A 24097-nucleotide genomic window follows, 5' to 3' on the forward strand; every position below is an offset into this window, starting at 1 on the left:
CAGCCCGCAAACCCGTGTACATCACGATCCCTACCGCGCTGACGCTGTTCCGCATCGTGCTGCTGCCGGTGATGGTGATCGTGTTCTACGCGCCGTTCCGCGGCGCGAACATCGCCGCGGCGCTGATCTTCATTGCCGCCGCGATCACCGATTGGCTCGACGGCTGGGTGGCCCGGCGCTGGAACATGGGCTCGGCGTTCGGCGCCTTTCTCGACCCGGTCGCCGACAAGCTGATGGTCGCGGTGACGCTGTTCCTGCTGGTGCAGGAGAACCCGACGCCGTTGCTCGCGGTGACCAGCGCGGTGATCGTCGGGCGCGAGATCAGCATCTCGGCGCTGCGCGAGTGGATGGCCGAGATCGGCCAGCGCGCAACGGTGCGCGTCGCGAGCGTCGGCAAGATCAAGACCGTGATGCAGATCGTCGCGATCGTGGTGCTGCTGTACCAGCACGATCTCGAGAGCCTGCGACCGTTCTACGTCGGCGAGACCCTGCTGGTGGTCGCCGCGGCGCTGACCATCTGGTCCGGCCTGCAATACGTGCGCGCCGCCTGGCCGGTGCTGCGCCAGCAGCGTTGAGGCGCAAGCGGGTGCTTGCTGCATCGATCATGCCCAAAGCGCTTCCCGGGGTTGACACCGGAGCGCCACACAGTAATATGCGCGTCCCACGCGGGAATAGCTCAGTTGGTAGAGCACGACCTTGCCAAGGTCGGGGTCGCGAGTTCGAGTCTCGTTTCCCGCTCCAGATTGCAGACGAAACCCCGGTTCGGCCGGGGTTTTGTTTTTCTGCGGAACATCGCAAGATGCACTGATGGTGCGACAGCCACTGGCTTGGTGGCAGAGTGGTCATGCAGCGGACTGCAAATCCGCGTACGCCGGTTCGATTCCGACCCAAGCCTCCACATTGTCGTCCGATGGCATCTAGTGCCATCCACCAAACCCGCAGGAATGCGGGTTTTTTGTGACGACCATGGATGGTCCGAATGCCGGAAATGCAGGAGCAATTTCCGGCTTGACGACCATGGATGGTCCGAATGCCGGTTCGCGCACGCTCCCGGCGTGCACGAACACTTCCCACATCCATGTGGGTCGGAAATGCAGGAGCAATTTCCGGCTTGGCCATGGATGGTCCGAATGCCGGTTCGCGCACGCTCCCGGCGTGCACGAACACTTCCCACATCCATGCGGATCGGAAATGCAGGAGCAATTTCCGGCAGCGGCGAACCGTAGCCTACGGCTTGAGCCTGCGCACGCTGACCCGATGGCCATTCGAGCTGAATGCATGTTCGAGCTCGCCGGCAGAATCGGCATGCGCCAGGGGTACGTACTGTTCCTGTTCCGGAGTCTCGGGCAGATCGCTGGTGCGCTCGACTTGGATCTCGTAACGCGCATTCCCGTGCGAGTAGGTAACCGAGAAGCCGTCCCAGTGCGACGGGATCCGTGGCTCGATCCGCAACCGCGAGCCTTCCAGCCGGATGCCGAGCATGGATTCGAGGATCAGGCGATACATCCAGCCGGCCGATCCGGTGTACCAGCTCCAGCCTCCGCGTCCCTGGTGCGGATCGATCGAGAGCACGTCGGCGACGGCCACATAGGGCTCCACGCGCCAGGTGTCGATCGTCGATGCGGACATGCCGTGGCGCACGGGATTGATCAGGTCGAACAACTGCCAGGCGCGGTCCGTGCGTCCGGCATCGATGAACGCCATGACCGTCCAGATCGCCGCATGCGTGTACTGGCCACCATTCTCGCGCACGCCCGGGAGGTAACCGCGGATGTAACCCGGATCAGGTTCGCTGACGTCGAAAGGCGGAGTGAGCAAGCGGATCAGGCCCGATCGTTCGTCGACGAGCTGATCATCCAGCGCATCCAGCGCCTTCGTGACGCGGTCCGCCGCACCGACTTTGGAAAGCGTCGCCCAGCTCTGCGAGACCGCGTCGATGCGGCACTCTGCATTGCGGGCAGAACCCAAGGGCGTGCCGTCGTCGAAATAGGCGCGCAGGTACCATTCGCCGTCCCAGGCGTTCTTCTCGATCGCGTCGGCGAGCCGCTCCGCATGCTGGCCGCATAGCTGCGAGAAGGCGTGGTCCGATCGAAGCTCGGACACGCTGCGGAATTTCTCCAGCACCTCGTGCAGGAAGAACCCCAGCCACACGCTCTCACCCTTGCCCAGGCGGCCGACATTGTTCATGCCGTCGTTCCAGTCGCCGGAGCCGATCAGTGGAAGACCGTGCACGCCCGTATGCAACGCGTGCCGTATCGCGCGCCGGCAGTGCTCGTACAGGTCGGCGCTCTGCGACGACCGCAGCGGCATGTCGTAGTAGGACTCTTCGCCTTCCTTGAGGCGCCGCCCGTCGAGGAACCCGATCGACTGGTCGAGGATGGTCGTGTCGCCAGTCGATTCCAGGTAGCGGGCCACCGCGAGCGGGAGCCAAAGGTAGTCGTCCGAGCATCGGGTGCGCACTCCGCGCCCGGCGGGCGGATGCCACCAGTGCTGCACATCACCCTCGATGAACTGACGCGAAGCGCACTGCAGGATCTGGTTGCGCAACAGGCCCGGATCGGCATGCACGACGGCCATCGCGTCCTGCAACTGGTCGCGGAATCCGAACGCGCCGCCCGACTGGTAGAAGCCGCTGCGTCCCCAAAGTCGGCACGAGATGACCTGGTAGAGCAGCCAGCCGTTCGCGAGCACGTCGAGCGTCGGATCGGGCGTGCGCACCTGCACCGCTCCCAACAGCCGGTGCCAGCGCGCATGGCAGGCATCGAGCGATGCACGCGCGGTTCCGTTCTGGCGGAAGCGCCGGATCAATGCGACCGCTTCCGCCTTGTCGCGGCCCGCACCCAGGCGGAAGATGATGTCGCGCGTCTCTCCGTCAACGAGCTCGAGTGGAAACTGGATTGCGCCGCACGGGTCCATCGACGCGCCCAGGCGCCCGCCCAGGGTCTGCCGGCCCATCGCCGCCGGATTGCGCAACGATCCATTGCGGCCGATGAATTCGGCGCGGTCGCCACTCAGTGTGCGCTGCGGATTGTCGACGTCGAAGAACGCGACGTAGTCGGGGTATTCGATGCTGTAGGCGTTGCGGGCGAGCAGGGCGCCGCTCGCATCGAGTTCGGTCACGACGTGCATCGCCGTTTTTTCGCGCAGGTCGCCGAGCACCCATTCGACATATCCCGTGATCGACAGCCTGCGCGTGCGGCCGGACTGGTTGCGCACGCGCAGCATGAAGAATTTCACCGGCGCATCCGGATCGACGTGCATGCGAAGGTGGCTGGAGAGTCCGTTCTCGACGTGCTCGAAGATGCTGTAGCCGAAGCCGTGTCGGACGACGTACGCGCCGTCCCCGCCCGCAGGGCCCGGCGTAGGCGACCAGAAGTGCCCGCTTTCCTCGTCGCGGATGTAGAACGCCTCGCCGCCCGGGTCGCAGACCGGATCGTTGCTCCACGGCGACAGGCGGTACTCGTGCGCATTGTCCATCCACGTGTAGGCCGACCCTGCCTCCGACACGACGCTGCCGAAACGCGGATTGGCGATCACGTTGACCCACGGCAGCGGCGTTCGTCGCGTGCCGTCGATGCGGATCACGTACTCGCGCCCATCCGCGGAAAATCCGCCGAGGCCGTTGTCGAGCATTGTTGGCGGAGGCGGAATTTCCGTCGGAGTCCTTGCGTCGTCGCGGTTGCGGGTCGGGACGAACCGCGGCACGACCATCTCCGTCGCCAGCGTGCGGTCGTTCGCCAGTTGCTCGGCCAGCGATCCGTTGGCGTCGTTGAACACCGCGCGCGCCACCGACTGCATCAGCACGCGGTCCTCGTGGTTGAGCTGGTCGATCGAGCGCACGAACACGCCGCCCGGCCGCTCGAGCATCGCGGAATCCGGACCGGTCGTGAGGATCGAAAGGATTTCGTCGTTCAGCGCATGCCGGTATCCGATGCGTTCGTCGTTCCAGATGACGAGGTCGAACGTCAGTCCTTTCGCGCGGCAATAGGCATGGGCGCCGACGAGTTGCCGCACCAGCAGGAGATTCTGCGCGCCCGACATCTGCAGGAGCACGATCGGGTGGTCGCCCGAGATCGCGAACGGCCACAGCCCGGGCTGCGCGAGCCGGTTGGCGGCGATCGTCGCTGCGGAAATGCGCCGCGCCGGATCGGCGTACAGCAGCGCGCCGGCGAGTCGACCGTAGGTCTGCGCCTCGACTTCGCTGATGTTGATCTGCCCGAGGACGATGCGGCTGTGCGTCCAGGCGATGTCGATCGCGCGATCGGCGAGGTGGCGGTCGCGATACTTGTCGACCAATGCGAGGCACTGCTCGCGCGTTGCTGCGACGCCGAGCACGAGGTCGAGTACCGCGGTCTGGTCGGGCGCGAGTGCTACCGCATGCCGGATTGCTGCCATCGGGTCGAGTACGGCACCGGCGTTGCCTTTCAATGGCCCCGCCGTGCGCAGCGCGGCGGGGTGATCGAGCGCGTTGCCGCGGCCGATGAATGCCATGCGGTCCGTCTCGAACGATGTATCCAGGCTGTCGGCGCCGTGCAGCGACAGCGCGTGCATCATCCAGTGTTGCGGCTGGTCGCTTGAAGCGCGGCGGCGGGTGGCCACCACCGCGGCGCGGTCGGGCAATATCTCCGTCTCGACGAACAGGTTGCTGAAGGCCGGGTGCAGCGCATCGGCGATGGCCGGAGCCAGCACGATCTCCGTGTAGCTGGTCGCTTCGATCGTGCGAACCGTACGTGCGCGGTTGGTGATGCGGATGCGGCGAAGCTCGATGTCATCCTCCGGCGACACGACGATCTGCGTGTGCACTTCGATATCGTCGAGTCGCCGGCGGAACTCGACCGCCGATTCGGTGAACACCGCCTCGGAGAAATCCACCGGCGCCAGCGTCGGCTGATGCGTAGTCGACCATACCTTGCCCGTGTCGCAGTCGCGCAGGTAGCAGAACACCCCGGCCGCATCGCGTGTTGCGTCCTCCTGCCACCGCGTGACGGCGATATCCTGCCATCGGCTGTAGCCGCCCCCGGCGTTGCTGACCATCACGTGGTAGCGGCCGTTCGTCATCAGCTGGACGGCAGGGCGGGGCAGGTCCGCCTGGGAAAAGACGCGCATCGCCGTTTGCGGCGCGTCTTCGGCGCTGCGGATGTCGACCATCGCCGGATCGCTCGCCCAGTCGATCGCGGCGCGTGGAATGCGCTCCTGCAGCAGCAGCATCGTAGCCTGCAACTGCGCGTCGGCGCGGAACCGTCGCTGCATCGGGCGGTCGCAGACGACCTGCAGGATCGCCAGCAGGGTCATGCCCTGGTGGTGCGCCATGTGCGATCGCACGATCGCGCTGGTCTCGCCGCGCGGAAGCCTGGCGGGCGTGAAGTCGATCGCCTCGTAGTAGCCGCACTCGGTAAGCCAGCCGCTCGATGCCATCTCGCGCAGGTTGGACAGCGCGGTGCGTGGTGCGAACGGCAACGCGAGCGCGCTTGCGTACGGCGCGATCACGAGTTCCTGCGAGAGTCCGCGCTGCAGTCCGAGGCCGGGGACACCGAATGCACGATACTGGTAGTTCTGCGCGGCGTCGGTGACGCTGTAGCCCGACTCGGAAATCCCCCACGGAACGCCGTGCGCGCGGGCGTAGGCGATCTGGCGGTCGATCGCGGCGCGGCAGGTTTCGTCGATCAGCGTGCGCGCGAACGTCGGCATGACGAGTTGCGGCATCAGGTATTCGAACATCGAGCCGCTCCACGACAGCAGCACCTGGCGCCCCGCCTCGGACGTGAGCAGTCGGCCGAGCGCAAACCACGCGTCCTGCGGCACCGCGCCCTGCGCGATGGCCACGAAAACGCCGAGGCGTGCCTCGGAGGCAAGCAGGTCGTAGAAGCCCGCGTCGGCGCGGCGGTCGTCGACGTTGTATCCGATCGTGAACAGCGAGCGCGCAGGGTCGAACAGGAATTCGAAATCCGCGCGCGCGAACTCCGCACACTGCGCGACCAGTGCTTCCACGGCCTGGATCGCGGCCCGGCATGTCGTGCCGCATTCCGAATCGGAACGCGCCAGGTCGCGCAGGCTCGCGGCTTTTGCGGCGTCGACGGCGCCGGACAGCAGTTCCGCCGGGACGAATGCGACCAGGTCGGCGAGCCGTGCGTCGACTTGCCGGCAGATCGCATCGTGCCAATCGCGCGCCGGCGGGACGGAGTCGTCGATGCGCGACTCCAGCGCGGTGCGGAGCCTGACAAGAGCGGCATGCATGGCACGTGGCGAGGAAGACTCGGCCGTGTCGACTGAGTCGAGTTCTGCCGCAAGGCGTGTCCACAACGGATGCTCGCCGGGTGCCGCTTCGCGCGCGACCGCGAGCGTGTCGCGAATGCCATCGATCCAGTGGCCACCCACCACGGGCGCGTCGATGCATTCGAGCAGTCCCTGCCGCAGCGTCAGCAGGTGCGCGGCCAGGTTGCCGCTGTCCACCGTCGACACGTACGCGGGTGCAAGCGGTTGCAAGTTCGTGGTGTCGTACCAGTTGAGGAAGTGACCGCGATGGCGTGGCAGGCGTGCCATCGTGTCGAAGGTCTTGCGCATACGCTCGATCAACTGGCCCAGCGATAGGTAACCAAGGTCGTGTGCCGCGAGGGCGGCCAGCAGGTACATGCCGATGTTTGTCGGCGATGTTCGATGCGCGGTCCGGACGATCGGCTGTTGCTGGTGGTTGTCGGGCGGCAGCCAATGGTCTTCGGCGCCGACGAATCGATCGAAGAAATTCCATGTCCGGCGTGCCACGCCGCGCGCGAAGGCAAGCTCGTCGGCGTCGAGTACCTCGTCCGGGCGCGTCGGTGGCCTGCTGAGATACCACGCGAACGCGGGTGAACCCGCCCACAGCACGAGCCATGCGACGGCGAACGGCAGCGTTCCGTGCGGAAGCAGCGCACAACCGATCGCGATCGCCGCGGCGGGCGCTGGCCACATCGCGCGGAACGTCGCGGACAACCGGTTGCGATCCAGGCGCTCGAGGGTACCGCTCGTGGTCCATTCCAGCAGCTTTCGCCGCGAGACATGGATGCGCCACAGCGTTCGCAGGATCGCATCGAGGCTTTGCCAGGATTCGAACGGCAGGCACGCCGCGGAGAATGTCACCTGCGCGATGCGTCGAAGCGCATCGGCGCACGCCATGCGTACATGCAATGCGAACGACGCCTCGCCGAACGGGCGGCCGAGCGCGAGCGCGGTGTCGAACAGGACAGGCAGCAGCAGGACTTCGAGGACGACGACCGTCCAGAAGGCCGGTGACGTCGAAGCGAACCATGCGATCAGCAACAAGGCCAGGGTTGCGACGGGGACGAGGCTGCGACGCAGATTGTCGAAGATCTTCCAGCGCGAGAGCGCCGAAAGCGGATTGCGTACCGATCCTGCCGGGCCCGGTACGCGTGGCAGCAGCCATCCGGCGATCTGCCAATCACCGCGGACCCAGCGATGCCGGCGCTTGGAGTCGACCAGGTATCCCTGTGGATAGTGTTCGTAGACTTCGATGCCGGTGGCGAGGCCGGAGCGGACGATGCAGCCTTCCAGCAGGTCGTGGCTGAGGATGCGATTCTCGGGAAAGCGGTCGTCCAGCGCCTCGGAAAACGTGTCGACTTCGTAGATGCCCTTGCCGATGAAGGAGCCTTCGTCGAACAGGTCCTGGTAGGTGTCAGACGTTGCTCGCGTGTAGGGATCGATGCCGGATTCGCCGCCGAACAATGATGCGTACTGCGATGCGCCTTCCGGCGAAAGTGCGTTGCCGACGCGAGGCTGGAGAATCGCGTAGCCGGCCCGCGCGCCAGCGTCCGTCGACCTGCGGCGAGGGTGATTGAGCGGATGCAGCATGGCGGAGACCAGCGCCCGCGCCGAATCGCGTGGCAGTTGCGTATCGGTATCCAGCGTGATCACGTAGCGGATGCCACGCAGGTCATCGAGTTCGCCGACCGTCGTGGCGAAGCGTCCGCCCGCATCGCCGCGCAACAGCGCGTTGAGATCGGCGAGCTTGCCGCGCTTGCGCTCGTAGCCCATCCAGCAGCGCTCGGAGGCATTCCAGCGGCGCGCGCGGTGCAGCAGATAGAATGGCCGTTCGGCATGGCGCTCGTTCAACTGTCGCACGGCGGACAGCGCGGCCTCCAGGATGATCGTATCGGACGGTGCGGATTCGTCCGGTGCATCGGCGAAGTCGGTGAGGAGGGCGAAGCGCAGGTTCGGATCCCGATTGGCCATGTAACGGACTTCGAGATCGTCCGCGAGGCGCCACGCATCGTCGGGAGATGTGAGCAGGGTAGGCACGACGACGAGCGTGCGGCCCTCGTCAGGAATGCCCGTGCGCAGGTCCAGCCGCGGCAGCTGCCGGGGAGCGACCATCAGCGCGGAAACGCGGTTCACCATCGCGACCGCGACGTCGCTCATGGCAATCGTCGCGCACAGCAGGGCGAGTCCGGCGAGCCACCATGGCGACGAGACACTGGCCAGTTCCATTGCGGGAGCGACCAGCAGGCAGGATGTCAGTGCGACTACCGCGGCAAGGTACCAGGCGAACCGGAGCTTGCCCGATGCTGCCGATGTCGTCCGATGCCAGGCCGGACGGATCCCCAGGCGTCGTTCCAGCAGCGGCACTCCATCGTCGACGAGGTAGTACCCGACGTGCGCTTGCGGGTCATGCGGTGCCGCGGGCCCCGCGTGTTCTTCGGCGAGCGCCAGGGCAGCCCCGGCCACCTGCAATTCGCCGATCTCCGACTTGCGCGAGAGCTGCTCCACGGCTTCGCGGTACGTATTGCGCGTCGAGAAATCCATGCGTGGATGGATCCCTGACGGATCGCGCTGCAGGATGCGCTCGACGTCGCTGACGGCCTCGACGAACAGCTTCCAGTCAAGCGAATCCAGCAGGCGAAGGCTGCCGATGCAGTTGCTGATGGATACCTGGTCGATCGCGAGTTCGTGCTGCGAGTTCTGCACCAGCTGTTCGCTGGTGACGCCGGAACCCGCGAGCCGCTGGTTGATCCACGTCATCGGCAACGACAGCGCCTCGCCCAGTGGCTGCAAGCGCCGCGCAAGTTCCGACACGAACGAGGCGCTCATCGGCGGCTTTTCGCGTGCCATGTCCGCGGCGACGAGGATCAGGTCCGTGGGGTCGTGCCGGATCGCCTCCATCATCGCTTCGGCCCAGCGCGTCGCTGCGTCGCGGTCGAGGCGGTCGGAGCGCACGCGCGCGGCCACGCGCCGGAGATTCTCGATCAACGCCAGCCGCAGCATGATCGGTATCGCCCACAGTTCGCCGAGGGTAAGCGGCGTCGTTTCCTGGTAGGCGAGCATGAAGCGTCGCAGCGAGCCTTCGTCGAATCGCCCGTCGCCGTGCGAAATCGCATTGAGCGCCATGTCGTAGACGCGCGGCAGGCCTTCGGAGATGCCCTGCGTGAGGATCGGCAACTGCCAGCTGTACTTCGCCGGGAGATGCCGGCGCGCCATGCGCACCTGCTCGTCGATCAGATACAGATTGTCGAGCAGCCACTCACCCGCCGGCGTGACCTTGTTGCCGCCCTTGATCGCTTCGGCGAGTACGCTGCAGGTGTCGCGAATGACCTGTTCGTTCTGCGCCAGGCGCGGCAACAGGAAATCCTGCTTCGAGCGTGACGTTTCCGCGGCGTGTTCAGTGGCCAGCTCGCGGCCGCGTTCCTCGAGTTGCTCGGCGTTGAGCAGCTCCGAACGCAGGGGTTCTTCGCCCACCACGAAGGCGGTGGGGGCATGACGTCGTCGACCGGATCCGATGAATGGCACTATTTGCCTCGTGTGGGTTCGTGCATGCGGGGCGAGACGCGCGATGAGGCGCGACGCCGTCGCGTCGAATCATTCAGATAGCGATCCGTCACTGAATGCCGGCTGAGAATCGGCGGCCGCGACGTACGCGAAGGTTCGGCTCGATCCGATGGTCGGTGAAGCACGCACAATGACAGATATCGCGGCGTTCGTTTCCGCAGTCGGCGATGGCGCCCCGATTGATGGCCCGTGGTTGGCGTGAGCGGCGTCGAATCGCTACCATCGCGTGCGCCGGCCCGGATGGCGAAACTGGTAGACGCAAGGGACTTAAAATCCCTCGACCGCAAGGTCATCCCGGTTCGATCCCGGGTCCGGGCACCACGCCAGCAGCATCCGCCGCGCGAACGGGCGCTGGAACGCGCGCCAACGTCACGATCGGTTCAAACGATCGAACGAAAACAGTTTGTCGCAGGGATGTTTCCGCCCTTCGAGCCTCGCGCAGAGCAACTCGGCGCCGATCTGGCTGTAGACGATGCCGTTTCCACCATAGGCCATCGCGAAATGCACGCGTGAGCCATGCTGGGGGTGCGGTCCGAAGAATGGCAGGCCATCCTCCGTCTCGGCGAACGTCCCGGCCCAGCCGAAAGCGGGCTCCAGCGGCAGTGACGGAAACAGGTTCGCCGCACGCTTGCGAAGCTTTTCCACCTTGAGCGCGACCAGGGCGTCGCGCTTGATCGGCAAGTCGATCCGGTCGTCATCGCCGCCGACGATGACGCGGCCATCACGCGTGCTGCGCACATACAGGTAGGGCCTAGCCGATTCCCAGACCAGGCAATCGGCGAGAGGGCCGGGACCATCCGGCAAAGGGTCGCTGACGAACGCGTAACTGCTGCGGTTGCGCGCGACGCGCTGTGCGAGCAATCGCTGGCCTTCGTATCCTGCGGCGAGGATCAGCTGCCTGCAGCGGATCGAACCGGCGTTGTCGATTCGCACCTTGACGCCACGATTTCCAGCGTCGAACGAGGCCATGGTTGTGCGATCGAACACGCGGCCGCCGCGGCGCACGACGCGGGCGAGCAGGCGGTGGGCCATCTGGTACGGGTCGACCTGCGCCGCGAGGCGGGTCAACAAGGCGACCGGCGCCTCGAAGCCGTAGCGATCAAGGATCTGCGCACGATCCAGCACGCGCACGTCGAAGCCGTGGGATTGCCTGAGCGCGGCCTCCTTCAGCAGTCGGCTGCGGTGATGCCAGCGACTCGCGTAGTACAGGCTCTGCATCGGCCGCACGTCGACCTTGCCGAGCTCCCTCGCCAGTCGCAGCAATGCTGGGATTGCCTGTTCGCACTGCCGGTAAACGAGTACTGCATCCGCCTCGCCCGTGTGCGCACTGAGCTCGGCGAGTTCGACGTCGATCTCGTACTGCAGCAGGCCGGTGCTCGCGCTCGTGCTGCCCCAGCCGGCCTCGCGCCGATCGATCACGCAGACCTCGAACCCTGCGCGCACGAGGCGATCCGCGATCAATGCGCCGGTGATGCCCGCGCCGACCACCACTACATCGCAGGCAAGGTCCTCGCGCAAGGCGGGATAGTTCGCGAGCAGGCCGTTCTTGACCGTCCAATAGGGATAGCCGCTCTTGAGATCCACGGAGTGTTCCTGCGCGTCGTGCGTGGCAACACGGTACACCCGGGTAGATGAACGAAGATCCGCCCTCGAGGCGGATCTCCGCGGCGTGCATTCGCGATCGCGCTGCCTGGCTCAGTCCGCCCGGCGCACGATGCCGCGCGCGACCAGCGCCTGCACGATCGCGGTCGCCGACTCCTCAGGCGACTGGCGCGTGGTGTCGATGTGCAGTTCGGGTGATTCCGGAACCTCGTAGGGAGAGTCGATGCCGGTGAAGTTCTTGAGTTCGCCGCGCCGCGCCTTCTTGTACAACCCCTTCGGATCGCGGCGTTCGACCAGCTCGAGCGGCGTGTCGACGAAGATCTCGAAGAACTCTCCCTCGGCAACCATGCCGCGCGCGAGCCGACGCTCGGAACGGAACGGCGAGATGAAGGCGGTCAGCACGATCAGGCCTGCATCGACCATCAGGCGCGCGACTTCGCCGATGCGGCGGATGTTCTCGACGCGGTCGGCATCCGTGAATCCGAGGTCCTTGCTGAGGCCGTGGCGCACGTTGTCGCCATCGAGCAGGTAGGTGCGCGCGCCGAGCGCGTGCAATTGGCGCTCGACGATGTTGGCGATCGTCGACTTGCCGCTGCCGGAAAGTCCGGTCAGCCACAGCACGCACGGTTGGTGGCCGTTCTGCCGCGAGCGCGCCTGCTTGTCGACTTCGACGGCCTGCCAGTGGATGTTCTGCGAGCGACGCAGCGCGAAATGCAGCAGCCCGGCGCCGACCGTCTGGTTGCTGTAGCGGTCGATCAGGATGAAGCTGCCCATGTCGCGATTCTGCGCATAGGGATCGAACGCGACCGCGCGGTCGAGCGTCAGGTTGCAGACGCCGATTTCGTTCAACTCGAGCGTCTTCGCCGCGAGGTGGTCGAGGCTGTTGACGTCGACCACGTATTTCGGTTGCCCGAGCGAGGCGCCGAGCGTGGTCGCACCGAGCTTCACGAGGTAGGGACGACCCGGCAGCATCGGTGCATCGGCCATCCACACCACCGTTGCCTCGAACTGGTCGGCCAGCCCGGCCGGATCGCCGGCGGCGCAGATCACGTCGCCGCGGCTGATGTCGATCTCGTCGGCAAGCGTGAGCGTGATCGACTCGCCGGCTTGCGCCTCGTAACGGTCGCCGTCGAACGTGACGATGCGCGCGACGCTCGACTGCTTGCCGGACGGCAGCACGCGGATCGCATCGCCGGGTCGTACGCGGCCGCCGAGAATGCGACCGGAATACCCGCGGAAATCGAGATCGGGGCGGTTGACCCACTGCACGGGCAGGCGCAACGGCCCTTCCTCCTGTGCATCGATCTCGATCTGCTCCAGGTGCTGCAGGAGGCTCGGGCCGCCATACCATGGGGTGTTAGCACTGGTCGTGCCGAGGTTGTCGCCGTGCAGCGCGGACAGCGGGATGGCGGTGATGCGTTCGATGCCGAGGCGGGCTGCAAATGCGCGGTATTCGCTCTCGATCGCCTCGAACCGTTCACGCGACCAGCCGACCAGGTCGAGCTTGTTGACCGCGAGCACGACGTCGCGGATGCCGACCAGGGACACCAGGTAACTGTGTCGGCGCGTCTGCGTGAGCAGCCCCTTGCGGGCGTCGACGAGGATCACGGCGAGGTCCGCGGTCGATGCGCCCGTGATCATGTTGCGCGTGTACTGCTCGTGACCGGGCGTGTCGGCAACGATGAACTTGCGCTTCTCGGTCGCGAAGAATCGATACGCGACGTCGATCGTGATGCCCTGTTCGCGTTCAGCGCCGAGGCCATCGAGCAGCAATGCGAAATCAAGCGCGTCGCCCTGCGTCCCGAACTTGCGCGAATCGCCTTCGAGCGCCGCGAGCTGGTCGTCGAGCAGGGACTTCGATTCGTGCAGGAGGCGGCCGATCAGCGTGCTCTTGCCGTCGTCGACGCTGCCGCAGGTGATGAAGCGCAGCAGGCTCTTGTCCTGCTGCGCGGCGAGCCAGGCCTGGAGGTCGTCGGCGGGAAGGGTGGCCATCAGAAGTAGCCCTCCGCCTTCTTCTTTTCCATCGAAGCGCCCGCGTCCTGGTCGATCAGGCGACCCTGGCGTTCGCTCGTGCGCGCGACCAGCATCTCGCCGATGATCGCGGGCAAGGTATCGGCGTCGGATTCGATCGCGCCTGTCAGCGGATAGCAGCCGAGCGTGCGGAAGCGCACGCGCTTCAGCGCCGGCGTTTCGCCGTCGCGCAACGGAAAGCGTTCGTCGTCGACCATCACCAGGGTGCCGTCGCGCATCACCACCGGGCGTTCGGCGGCGAGGTAAAGCGGCACGATCGGGATGTCCTCGGCGAGGATGTATTGCCAGATGTCCAGCTCGGTCCAGTTCGACAACGGGAACACGCGGATGCTCTCGCCCTTGTTCTTGCGCGCGTTGTACAGGCGCCAGAGTTCCGGGCGCTGGTTCTTCGGGTCCCACTGGTGCTGCGCGGAGCGGAACGAGAAAACGCGCTCCTTTGCACGCGACTTCTCCTCGTCGCGGCGCGCGCCGCCGAACGCGAGGTCGAATCCATGCAGGTCCAGCGCCTGCTTGAGGCCCTGCGTCTTCCACACGTCCGTGTGCAGCGCCGAGCCGTGGGTGAATGGATTGATGCCGAGCCGCTCGGCCTCCGGATTGCGGTGGACCAGCAGTTCGAGTCCCGACTCCTTCGCCATGCGGTCGCGCAATTCGTACATCGCGCGGAATTTCCATGTGGTATCGACATGCAGCAGCGGGAACGGCGGGCGCGACGGGAAGAATGCCTTGCGCGCGAGGTGCAGCATGACCGAGCTGTCCTTGCCGATCGAATACAGCATGACCGGCCGCTCGGACTCGGCCACGGCTTCGCGCAGGATGTCGATGCTCTCGGCTTCGAGGCGTTGCAGGTGGGTCAGGGCGGTCATGAATGCGAGCGGGGCCAAAAGCATGAGTTTACGGTGCCACGCGCGTGCCGGCCATGACGCGGTGGCATGTGGATAGGCGAAGTGCCACTCGATGCGGGTGCCAAAGGCCTCGCAGCCGGGCATGCAGAGCATCGCGGCTTCCGCCGCTCCCACAAAGGCATGCTGGCGTAGAAGTCCTTCCTTGTGCGAACGGCGGGAGCCGCGATGTTCCCAGCTCGACACCATCCCCGCCCAACCCTCCCTGTTCGACAGGCCCTGCGCGACCCTCGACAGCGAATTCAGGAGGTCACGGTGCGCGCCGCAGCGCGAGCACGGCGTTGAGCCCACCGAACGCGAACGAGTTGCTGAGCGCCGCGTCGATGCGCAGCTCGCGTGCCGCGTTCGGCACGTAGTCGAGGTCGCATTCGGGGTCGGGGTCGAGGAAGTTCATCGTCGGTGGCGCTACGCCGTCCCGCAGTGCGCCAAGCGTCGCGACCAGTTCGATCGCGCCGGCGGCGCCGAGTGCGTGCGCGTGCATCGACTTGGTCGACGACACCGCGAGGCGATCCGCGTGCGCGCCGAACACCCGCCGTATCGCCTTGCTTTCGGTCGGGTCGTTGCCGGGAGTGCCGGTGCCGTGCGCATTGATGTAGTCGATGTCCTGCGCTGCAAGGCCGCCGTCTGCAAGTGCGCGCTGGATCGCCTTGGCCATGCCGGCCTCCGACGGCAGCACGATGTCGCCTGCATCGGCCGACATGCCGGCGCCAGCGAACTCGGCGAGGATCGTCGCGCCGCGCGCGCGCGCGCGCTCGAGCGTTTCGAGCACGAAGACGCCAGCGCCTTCCCCAAGCACCATGCCATGGCGCTGCCTGGAGAACGGGCGGCAGGTGTCGTCGGCCATGACGCGCATCGCTTCCCACGCCCTGATCACGCCGAGCGTGATGCAGGCTTCGGTGCCGCCCGCGATCGCCGCATCGGCGACACCGCTGCGCACCATGTGGAACGCCTGTGCGAGCGCGTGGTTCGCCGACGCGCAGGCGCTCGACGTCGCGAACGCGGGGCCGGTGAGCCTGTGCTCGATGCTGATCTGGCAGGCGGGCGCATTCGCCATCAGGCGCACGATCGTCAGCGGATGGGTGCGTGGGTTGTTTTCGCCGTACAGCCGGCGCGACGCCTCGTCGTGGGTCTGCTCGCCGCCGATGCCGGTGCCGATGATCACGGCGGTGTTCTCGCCGAGACCGTCCTTGGCGAAGTCGATGCCCGACTGCGCGACCGCCTCGCGCGCGGCGACCAGTGCGAGCTGCGAAACCCGATCGAACAGGATCAGCTTCTTTTCGTCGAAATGCGCGAGCGGATCGAATCCCTGCACCTCGGCGGCGATGCCGAAGCGAAGCCCGTCCCGCGGCATGCTGGTGATCGGGCCGATCGCGACGCGGCCTTCGCGCATCGCTGACCAGGTCGCGGTGGCGGTATGGCCGAGCGGAGTGACCGCGCCCATGCCGGTGATGACGACGCGCTGCATGCGTTGCCCGAAAGCTTCGATCAGGACACGCCTGGCTGGGTGGTCTGCTCGGCGAGGAGCTTCTCGACCGTGGCGACCAGGCCGCCGACCGATTCGGTGTCGAACTGCGGATCGCGGTCGGGCATCGTGACCTTGAAGTGGTCCTCGATCTCGAAAATGATCTGCACCGCATCGAGCGACTGGATTTCGAGGTCCTTGAGCGTTGCGTCAGGCGTGATCCGGCTGCGATCGATCCCGGATTCCTTCGCGATGATGTCGAACACGGTGTCCTGCACGCTGCTCATTCCACGTCTCCTGGGATTCGAAGCGCATCGACGGCGGCGACGCGGGCAGCCGGCATGATCGCCGGGCCTGCCGTGATGTTCAAGCGCAAGCGCTTCGAGCTGGCATACTGCGCGCCGCCGCGCCACATTGAAGGTGGAAGGAAGCCGATGTCCGCAAACGTCTTCATGCTGTGGCTGGCGAACATACTGCTCGATACTTTCGGGCAACTTTCGTTCAAGGCCGCCGCCGCGGGTACGGGACTGGGCGAGGGCGTCGCGCGCTGGAAGGCGATGGCGCGGCGGCCGTGGATCTGGTGCGGCATCGCCTGCTATGTCGGCGAGTTCCTGGTCTGGCTCGCATTCCTCTCGCTGGTACCGTTGTCGGAAGGCGTCCTGCTCGGTTCGATCAACATCGTCGCGGTGATGGTCGCCGGGCGCGTGCTGTTCGGCGAGAAGCTGTCGCCGCTGCGCACGCTCGGCATCCTGCTGATCGCCGGCGGCGTCGCGGTGGTGGGGCTCGCATGAGCAATCTGCGCCGGTTCTACCTTGTCGGCTTCCTCGTGCTGGTCTGTTTCGACACGTTCGCGCAAATCTGCTTCAAGTTGACCGCGAACCACGCGCTGCCGCCGGATGCGAGCATCGCATGGCTGTTGCGCGTGCTGTCCTCGCCGTGGGTGTACTGCGCGATCGCCTGCTACATCGGCGCATTCGTGACCTGGATGACCCTGCTCGAACATGCGCCGATCGGCCCCGCGTTCGCCGCCTCGCACCTCGAGGTGATCAGCGTGATGGTGCTCTCGGTGGTGCTGTTCGGCGAACGCATCGGCACGCCGCAGTGGATCGGCAGCGCCCTCATCATCGCCGGCATCGTCTGCCTCGCGGTCAGCGAAACCGATGGCGACAAACCGCACTGAAGTCCCGCCGACCGCCGGCCTGCCGCCGCGCTGGCGCGACCTGCTGCCGCGGGCGGGCACCAGCCTTGCACAAGAGGCGGCGACGTTCCTCGGCGTCGAATCGGTGCAGCTCGAGTGCTCGGGGACGGCGGCGCTCATCGTCGCGCTGACGACGCTCAATCGCACCAGCGGTCGCCGTGTCGTCGTGGTGCCCGCCTACACGTGTCCGCTGGTTGCGCTCGCGGTCGCGCATTGCGGCCTGCAGCTGCGTCTGTGCGATCTCGCGCCGGGGGGAATCGATTTCGACGCCGGGTCGCTCGCACGGGCGTGCGATCGCGACGTGCTCGCCGTCGTGCCGACGCACCTCGCCGGCCGCGTCGCCGACGTGGCGACGACGCTCGCCATCGCGCGCGCCTGCGGAGCGTTTGTCATCGAGGACGCGGCACAGGCGTTGGGTGCCTGCCGCGATGGACGCGCGGTCGGGCTCGATGGCGACCTCGGTTTTTTCAGCCTTGCGGTCGGCAAGGGGCTGACCACGTTCGAGGGCGGACTGCTGGTCGCGCGTGATGTCGAGCTGCGCCGCGAGCTCGCCCGCGTCAGCCGCGACCTCGCGCCGCGCCGGCTCGGCTGGGAATTGCGCCGTTCGATCGAACTGATCGGCTACCACGTGTTCTATCGCCCATCATGGCTTGGCCTTGCCTATGGAGCGCCGCTGCGACGCGCGCTGCGCGAGGGGGATCCGGTTCGAGCGGTCGGCGACGATTTTTCCGCGCGCATTCCGCTGCACACGCTCGGGCGCTGGCGGCGCGCGGTTGGTGCGAACGCATTCGCACGCCTGCCGGGATTCCTCGCCGACTGCGAGCGGCGTGCCGAGCATCGACGCGGCATGCTTGCGGCGATCGCCGGCGTCGAAGTCATCGGCGATCCGCCGGGCGGGCAGGGCACCTGGCCATTCCTGCTGCTGCGCCTGCGCGATGAAGCACAACGCGACGCGGCCCTTGCGCGGCTGTGGGGTGCGGGACTTGGTGTCAGCCGCCTGTTCATCCATGCGTTGCCGGACTACGCCTACCTGAGCGACGTCGTCGGCGCGTGGGACGTGCCGAACGCGCGCGCGTTCGCGGCCACCACGCTGACGGTGTCGAACAGTGCGTGGCTGGACGGCGCGGCCTTCCAGGCAATTTGCGGCATCCTTCAAGAGGTTGCAGCAACTTCCAAAACCGCCGGATCATGAAGTGGAAGGTCTGCGCGGCCGTTCGAATGGCGCGCGCGAACGTCATTCAGCTGTCTCATGGGGGTGTCAAGCTGCCCGCCGCAGGGTGGCCGCATGGCCGGCCCGGCTCGTTTTGCTGCGTCGCGGCAATACGTTTGCGTGCTGATCAGTAGACTTGGCCGGTTGCGTTGACCTGCAACCCATATATCCAGGGGTAAATCGTGATGCTGTTCCAGTCCATGCGCTCGCCGAATGCGCGAGCCGGTAGTCCTTGCATTTCCGTTTCCGCATTTGCGTCCCTCAGGGCTGCGTTTGCGTTGCTGCTGCTGTCGGTGGCTGCGCCGGCGCTCGCGCAGGTTTCGCTGACCACGCTCAATACACCGTATACCCAGAGCTTCGACAGCCTGCCGGCCAGTGCCAGCATTACCTGGACCGACAATTCAAGCATCCTTGGATGGTACCTCGCCCGGACCGGCACGCCGGCGCCGCCGTTCACGGTGACCGCGAATGCTGGAACGAGCAATTCGGGCGCCTTCTACAGCTATGGGACGGGTACGGCTACCGAGCGCGCACTGGGTTCGGCCGGATCCAATGGCTCGGCGGACCAGTTCTATGGCGTGCGCTTCGTAAACAACACCGCGGCCACGGTCACGTCGCTGGACGTGGCCTATACCGGCGAGCAATGGCGCAACGGCGGCAATGCGAACGTCCAAAGCCTCGTCTTCTCCTACGTGACGGGTGCGGCGCCACAGACGAACCTGACAGCAGCCGGCACGCTGGTCCCGGCGCTGGACTTCCCGAGCCCGATCGCCACTGCGACGGCGGCTGCGCTCGATGGCAATGCCGCCGCCAACCGGCTCGCACTTTCGACCACGATCACCGGCCTGAGCATTGCTCCGGGAGACGAAATCCTGCTGCGCTGGAAGGACGCCAACGATTCCGGCAACGACCACGGCCTGGCCATCGACGACTTCTCGGTCACGCCGCATGGTGCGGTTGCGCAGCCGAACCTCGCCATCAACGACGTCTCGGCCAACGAAGGAGACGTCGGCACCACGACTGCGACCTTCACGGTCAGCCTCAGCCAGCCGGCCGGCGCTGGTGGCGTCACGTTCGACATCGCGACCGCTAATGGCACCGCGAATGCGGGCAGCGACTACGTCGCGAATGCGCTCACCTCGCAGACGATCCCGGCGGGCAGCTCGACCTATATGTTCAACGTCACGATCAACGGGGACGTGCTGCCCGAGGCGAACGAAACCTACTTCGTCAACGTCACCAACGTCACCGGTGCGACCGTCACGGACGGCCAGGGCCTCGGCACGATCGTCGACAACGATGCGCCACACCTGACCATCGCCGACGTGTCGCAGAACGAAGGCAATGCCGGCACGACCAGCTACGTGTTCACCGTGTCGCTGACCCAGCCAGCCGGCCCGGGCGGCGTCACGTTCGACATCGCGACGGCGGATGGCAGCGCAACCGCGCCGTCCGACTACGCCGCGCAGTCGCTGACCGCACAGACCATCGTCGCCGGCAGCACCAGTGCGACGTTCACGGTGCTCGTCAACGGTGACGCCATCGCCGAACCGAACGAGACCTTCAACGTCAACGTGACCAATGTCGTCAACGCGATCGTCGACGACGCGCAGGCGCTCGGCACGATCGTCAACGACGACATCACGATCACGAAGATCCACGATGTCCAGGGCAATGGTGCGGCGACGCCGATCCCGGGCCAGACCGTCACGATCGAAGGCGTGGTCACCGCCGAGTTCCTCGGCTCGACCAGGCTCTCCGCGTTCTTCCTGCAGGAAGAAGACGTCGACACCGATGCGGATGCCGCCACGTCGGAAGGCATCTACGTGTACTGCCCCACGTGCGCCGCCGGTTCGGTTGCCGAAGGCCAGCGCGTGCGCGTGACCGGCGTGGTCAGTGAGCACTTCAACATGACCGAGCTGACGGCGCCTGCCGCCTCCGTTGTCGTTACCGACGCCGGCAACCACCTTGCCGAAGTCACCGCGACGACCGTGTCGCTGCCGGTCGTCGGCAACATCGATGCGTTCTACGAAGCGCGCGAAGGCATGCTCGTCACGTTCGCCGACACGCTGAGCATTTCCGAATTCTTCGAATTGCCGCGCTACGGCCAGATCGAACTGCTGCAGGGTGGCCGCTCGCGCACGTTCACGGAAGACAACGCGCCCAGCGTCGCCGGCCTCACCGCGCACCTGGATGGGCTCGCGCGCCGTCGCGTCATCCTCGACGACGACAACAACGTGCAGAACTCCGTGCTCGCACTACCGAATGGCCAGCAGGCGATGTACTGGCCGCACCAGAACGGCGGCTTCGGCGTCGGCACGCAGGGCCTCGACTACTTCCGTGGCGGTGACACGGTATCCGGCCTCACCGGCGTGCTGGACTGGTCGTTCGCGGGCCTGACCGGGACCGACGCATGGCGCGTCCGCCCGACGACCGCGCATCCGGTCGCGTTCACGGCGGTCAACACGCGTCCGGCGACGCCGCCGAATGTCGGTGGATCGATCCGCGCGGTCGGCATGAACCTGCTGAACTACTTCACCACCATCGACACGACGTCGAGCTCGAGTTCGGGTCCGTGCGGTCCCGGCGGCACGCTCGATTGCCGCGGCGCCGACAGCATGGCCGAACTCATCCGCCAGCGCGAACGCGCGTCGATCGTCATTTGCACGCTCAATCCGGATGTCGCCGCGTTCATGGAACTCGAGAACACGACGCCGAGCGACACCATCAACGACCTGCTCCTCGCGGTCAACGCGCGCTGCGGCGCGCCGCACCCGTACGCTGCGGCAAGCACCGGCGGCACGCTCGGCACCGACGCGATCCGCGTGCAGATCGTCTATCGCACCGGCGTCGTCTCGCCGGTGGGTTCGCCGCTGGTCGACCTCGATCCGATCCACGACCGTCCGCCGACCGCGCAGACCTTCGACGTGTCCGATGCGTCGAACCCGGCATTCGGCAAGCGCTTCACGGTCGTTGCCAACCATTTCAAGTCGAAGGGCAGCTGCCCGGGCAGTGGCCCGGATGCGGACCAGGGCGACGGCCAGGGTTGCTGGGCCTCCAAGCGCACGCAGCAGGCGACCCGCGTGCTGAGCTGGATCAACAGCAGCGTGATCCCGGCCGCCGGCGATCCCGACGTGCTGATGCTTGGCGACTTCAACTCGTACGCGAGCGAAACGCCAGTCACCACGCTTGCAGCGGGTGGTTACGCCGACCTGGAAACCGTCCTGCACGGCACCAATGCGTACTCGTACCAGTTCGACGGCGAGCTTGGCCATCTCGACTACGCGTTCGCGAATGCGAGCCTGCAATCGCAGATTGCCGGTGCCGACGCGTGGCACATCAATGCCGACGAAGTGCCGTCGTTCGACTACAACGACGAGATTCGCGACACCGGCGAAGCCGCGCAGGAAGAGAAGCCGGATGGATCGGCGCTGACGCCGCCGCGCGTCGTGTTCGAGCCGGCGACCCCGTATCGCGCGTCCGACCATGATCCGGTCGTGGTCGGCTTGTTCCCGATCGTCACGCACACGGTGACCTCGTCGGTCGGCACACCCTCGGGCACGATCACGCCGCCGAGCGTGGTGGTGAACGATGGCGCGACCGCGGCGTTCACGGTGACGGCGAACCCGGGCTTCCACTTCGACACGATCGGCGGCACCTGCCCGGCGGGTTCGATGGCCGGCAACACGTACACGACCGGCGCGATCACCGCGGACTGCACTGTGGTGGCGAACTTCGCGCCGGATATCGTGACGCACACGGTGACCTCGTCGGTCGGCACGCCCTCGGGCACGATCACGCCGCCTAGCGTGGTGGTGAACGATGGTGCGACCGCGGCATTCACGGTGACCGCGAATGCAGGCTTCCACTTCGACACGATCGGTGGCACCTGCCCGGCGGGCTCGATGGCGGGCAACACGTATACGACCGGCGCGATCATCGCGGACTGCACGGTGGTGGCGAACTTCGCGCCGGATGTCGTGACACACACGGTGACCTCGTCGGTCGGCACGCCCTCGGGCACGATCACGCCGCCCAGCGTGGTGGTGAACGATGGTGCGACCGCAGCGTTCACGGTGACCGCGAATGCGGGCTTCCACTTCGACACGATCGGTGGCACCTGCCCGGCGGGCTCGATGGCGGGCAACACGTACACGACCGGCGCGATCACCGCGGACTGCACTGTGGTGGCGAACTTCGCGGCGGATCCGTTGCCGCCCTCGGCCACGGTGGCGCCGACGACGCTGAGCTTCACGGTGCAGGAAGACCAGACCGGCACTCAGACGCTGAACATCGCCAATGCGGCGGGCAGTGATCCGCTGACGTTCTCGATCACCGGCCAGGCCTCGCGGGCGCGCCTGATCCCGTACGCAACGACTCGTTCGGCGCGCGACGTGGCGGGCGGCGACCTGCTGCGCCGCACGGGCACGCGGACGCTGCACGCGGGCACGGCGGGTCATACGCCGGTGTCGCCGTGGTCGCCGGTGGACGTGGATGGCGGCGCGGTGACGTTCCAGGCCGACGATGGCAGCATCGAGAACGGCATCGCGTGGACGGACGGTGCAGCGACGCCGACGCAGAACACCGCGCTGTGGCTGAACCGCTACACCGCGACGGGTGCGCTGACGATCAACACGGTGTCGATCGCGTGGCCGAACACGACGGCCGCAGCCGGTGACGTGACGGGCAAGACAGTCAACCTCGTCGCGTACTTCGACGCGAATGCGGATGGCGACCCGACCGATGCGGTGCGCCTGGGCAGCAACACGCCGGTGACGATCAACGGACCGACGGTGTTCGAGAACTACCCGGCGAACTTCGTGGTGCCGGCCGCGGGTGATGTGTACCTCGGCTTCGTCGACTCGTTCGCGACGGGCGGCACGCAGCCGCCGCTGTACTCGGCGGGCCTGGACACGAACGGCAATGCGGCCGTGGGCTGGGTGGCGGCGAAGTCGGTCGGTGACGCGGACGTCGATGTGATCGGCAACAACGACAACATCGGCACGCTGAGCGGACTGAGTGGCGGCACGCTGGCCGGCGTGTGGATGGTGCGCGGCACCGGCACCAGCGGACCGACGGCCTGCGCGGGTGCCCCGGTGAACTGGCTGAGCGCGAGCCCGGCGAGCGGTTCGGTCAACGGCGGCGCCAACACCAACGTGACGGTGACGGCGGATCCGGCGGCGGACAACCTGGCCCCGGGCAGCTACACCGGCATGCTGTGCATCACGACGAACGACCCGACGCAGACGCTGATCGCGGTACCGGTCTCGCTGACGGTCACGGCGGCGCCGTTCGTGCCGTGCTCGGGCGGAGCCGACGAGATCTTCTGCGACGGCTTCGACCCGATCGCGGCGGGCCCGGGGATGTACACGGACCGCACCACGTTCCTCACCCATGTCGCGGCCGGGTTCTACGAGAACCCGTTCGCGGACGCGGTGCCGGGTCCGATTGCGTCGCTGAGCTACACGAATGGCAGCTGGGCGTACACGGTGTCGGCGAGCACGGGCACGCTGTACAACGACACCGGGCTGGTCTCGACCGACGCTGCGGCTGCCTCGATCGTCGTGACCTTCACCGGAGCACCGGTCACGGCCGTGGGTGGCAACTTCTGGGCGACCGACATCAGCGTCGCGCCGACCGGAACGGACGTGACGATCCTGCTCAGTGATGGCACGACGGAGACGTTCACCTCGACCGGCCCGACGGACTTCCGCGGCTTCACCACCGCGGCGCCGATCACGAGCATCTCGATCGATGCGCCGGACGCACCGGTGACCGCGTGGGGCACGATGGACAACCTGATCATCGGCACCGGCAACTGATCGCCTTCAAGCCGCGATGACCATGAGGCCTCCCTCCGGGGAGGCCTCTTTTTTTTGACG

Annotated in this window: 10 protein-coding genes, 3 tRNA genes and 1 pseudogene; 8 read left to right on the forward strand and 6 right to left on the reverse strand. The window is 66.6% G+C overall.

What is annotated here, in order from left to right; all coding sequences use genetic code 11:
* Nucleotides 1–14: 14 nt before the first annotated feature.
* The 3 genes from pgsA (at nt 15) to ACILRJ_RS13370 (ending at nt 898) form a co-directional block, all read left to right on the forward strand.
* Nucleotides 15–575: a CDP-diacylglycerol--glycerol-3-phosphate 3-phosphatidyltransferase gene (gene pgsA, locus ACILRJ_RS13360; protein ID WP_395683861.1), complete on the forward strand. Its 561-nt coding sequence runs from the start codon at nt 15–17 to the stop codon at nt 573–575.
* 90 nt (nt 576–665) lie between these two features.
* Nucleotides 666–741, forward strand: a tRNA-Gly gene (locus ACILRJ_RS13365).
* Between the two features lie 83 nt (nt 742–824).
* A tRNA-Cys gene (locus ACILRJ_RS13370) sits at nt 825–898 on the forward strand.
* A gap of 329 nt (nt 899–1227) precedes the next feature.
* Here the strand turns inward: ACILRJ_RS13370 and ACILRJ_RS13375 are convergent.
* Nucleotides 1228–7149 (reverse strand): GH36-type glycosyl hydrolase domain-containing protein, encoded by a 5922-nt coding sequence (locus ACILRJ_RS13375; RefSeq protein WP_395683862.1) that lies wholly within the window; start codon nt 7147–7149, stop codon nt 1228–1230.
* Nucleotides 7150–10047: 2898 nt separating this feature from the next.
* Between ACILRJ_RS13375 and ACILRJ_RS13380 the strand changes: the two genes are divergently transcribed.
* Nucleotides 10048–10134: transfer RNA gene (locus ACILRJ_RS13380), tRNA-Leu, on the forward strand.
* A gap of 48 nt (nt 10135–10182) precedes the next feature.
* On the opposite strand, the gene ACILRJ_RS13385 is transcribed toward ACILRJ_RS13380, so the two are convergent.
* The 5 genes from ACILRJ_RS13385 to ACILRJ_RS13405 form a co-directional block, all read right to left on the reverse strand.
* Nucleotides 10183–11397 carry an NAD(P)/FAD-dependent oxidoreductase gene (locus ACILRJ_RS13385; RefSeq protein ID WP_395683694.1) on the reverse strand — a complete coding sequence of 405 codons (1215 nt, stop codon included), beginning with the start codon at nt 11395–11397 and terminating at the stop codon, nt 10183–10185.
* A 111-nt stretch (nt 11398–11508) separates the two neighbouring features.
* Nucleotides 11509–13407, reverse strand: a complete 1899-nt coding sequence (gene cysN, locus ACILRJ_RS13390; protein WP_395683695.1) for a sulfate adenylyltransferase subunit CysN — start codon at nt 13405–13407, stop codon at nt 11509–11511.
* Nucleotides 13407–14333: a sulfate adenylyltransferase subunit CysD gene (gene cysD, locus ACILRJ_RS13395; protein WP_395683696.1), complete on the reverse strand. Its 927-nt coding sequence runs from the start codon at nt 14331–14333 to the stop codon at nt 13407–13409. Before cysD ends, cysN begins: the two co-directional genes overlap by 1 nt.
* A gap of 262 nt (nt 14334–14595) precedes the next feature.
* A complete protein-coding gene (locus tag ACILRJ_RS13400; protein ID WP_395683697.1) occupies nt 14596–15810 on the reverse strand; it encodes a beta-ketoacyl-[acyl-carrier-protein] synthase family protein in 1215 nt (404 codons plus the stop codon).
* A 20-nt stretch (nt 15811–15830) separates the two neighbouring features.
* The gene (locus ACILRJ_RS13405; protein WP_395683698.1) at nt 15831–16094 is read right to left on the reverse strand and encodes an acyl carrier protein; all 264 of its coding nucleotides are present in this window, start codon (nt 16092–16094) and stop codon (nt 15831–15833) included.
* Nucleotides 16095–16241: 147 nt separating this feature from the next.
* On the opposite strand from ACILRJ_RS13405, the gene ACILRJ_RS13410 reads away from it, so the two are divergent.
* The 4 genes and pseudogenes from ACILRJ_RS13410 to ACILRJ_RS13425 form a co-directional block, all read left to right on the forward strand.
* Nucleotides 16242–16598, forward strand: a complete 357-nt coding sequence (locus tag ACILRJ_RS13410) for an EamA family transporter (RefSeq protein ID WP_395683699.1) — start codon at nt 16242–16244, stop codon at nt 16596–16598.
* Entirely contained in the window at nt 16595–16987 is a 393-nt protein-coding gene (locus ACILRJ_RS13415) for a DMT family transporter (protein WP_395683700.1), read from the forward strand. Before ACILRJ_RS13410 ends, ACILRJ_RS13415 begins: the two co-directional genes overlap by 4 nt.
* The gene (locus ACILRJ_RS13420; protein WP_395683701.1) at nt 16968–18197 is read left to right on the forward strand and encodes a DegT/DnrJ/EryC1/StrS family aminotransferase; all 1230 of its coding nucleotides are present in this window, start codon (nt 16968–16970) and stop codon (nt 18195–18197) included. The genes ACILRJ_RS13415 and ACILRJ_RS13420 overlap by 20 nt, the downstream gene beginning before the upstream one ends.
* 983 nt (nt 18198–19180) lie before the next feature.
* Nucleotides 19181–24037 (forward strand): annotated as a pseudogene (locus tag ACILRJ_RS13425) (ExeM/NucH family extracellular endonuclease); the annotation flags it as partial.
* Nucleotides 24038–24097 lie beyond the last annotated feature (60 nt).

It is taken from the genome of Dokdonella sp., from assembly GCF_044227025.1.
Taxonomy (GTDB): Bacteria; Pseudomonadota; Gammaproteobacteria; order Xanthomonadales; family Rhodanobacteraceae; genus Dokdonella_A.

Bases quoted from the DNA above. Each gene is read 5' to 3' on its own strand.
- ACILRJ_RS13410 (WP_395683699.1), top strand. From the start codon at position 16,242: ATGTCCGCAAACGTCTTCATGCTGTGGCTGGCGAACATACTGCTCGAT.
- cysN (WP_395683695.1), bottom strand. From the start codon at position 13,407: ATGGCCACCCTTCCCGCCGACGACCTCCAGGCCTGGCTCGCCGCGCAG.
- ACILRJ_RS13375 (WP_395683862.1), bottom strand. From the start codon at position 7,149: ATGGCGTGCGCCGATGCGCTTCGACGCATCGCGCAGGTGACATTCTCC.
- ACILRJ_RS13405 (WP_395683698.1), bottom strand. From the start codon at position 16,094: ATGAGCAGCGTGCAGGACACCGTGTTCGACATCATCGCGAAGGAATCC.
- ACILRJ_RS13400 (WP_395683697.1), bottom strand. From the start codon at position 15,810: ATGCAGCGCGTCGTCATCACCGGCATGGGCGCGGTCACTCCGCTCGGC.
- ACILRJ_RS13415 (WP_395683700.1), top strand. From the start codon at position 16,595: ATGAGCAATCTGCGCCGGTTCTACCTTGTCGGCTTCCTCGTGCTGGTC.
- ACILRJ_RS13420 (WP_395683701.1), top strand. From the start codon at position 16,968: ATGGCGACAAACCGCACTGAAGTCCCGCCGACCGCCGGCCTGCCGCCG.
- cysD (WP_395683696.1), bottom strand. From the start codon at position 14,333: ATGCTTTTGGCCCCGCTCGCATTCATGACCGCCCTGACCCACCTGCAA.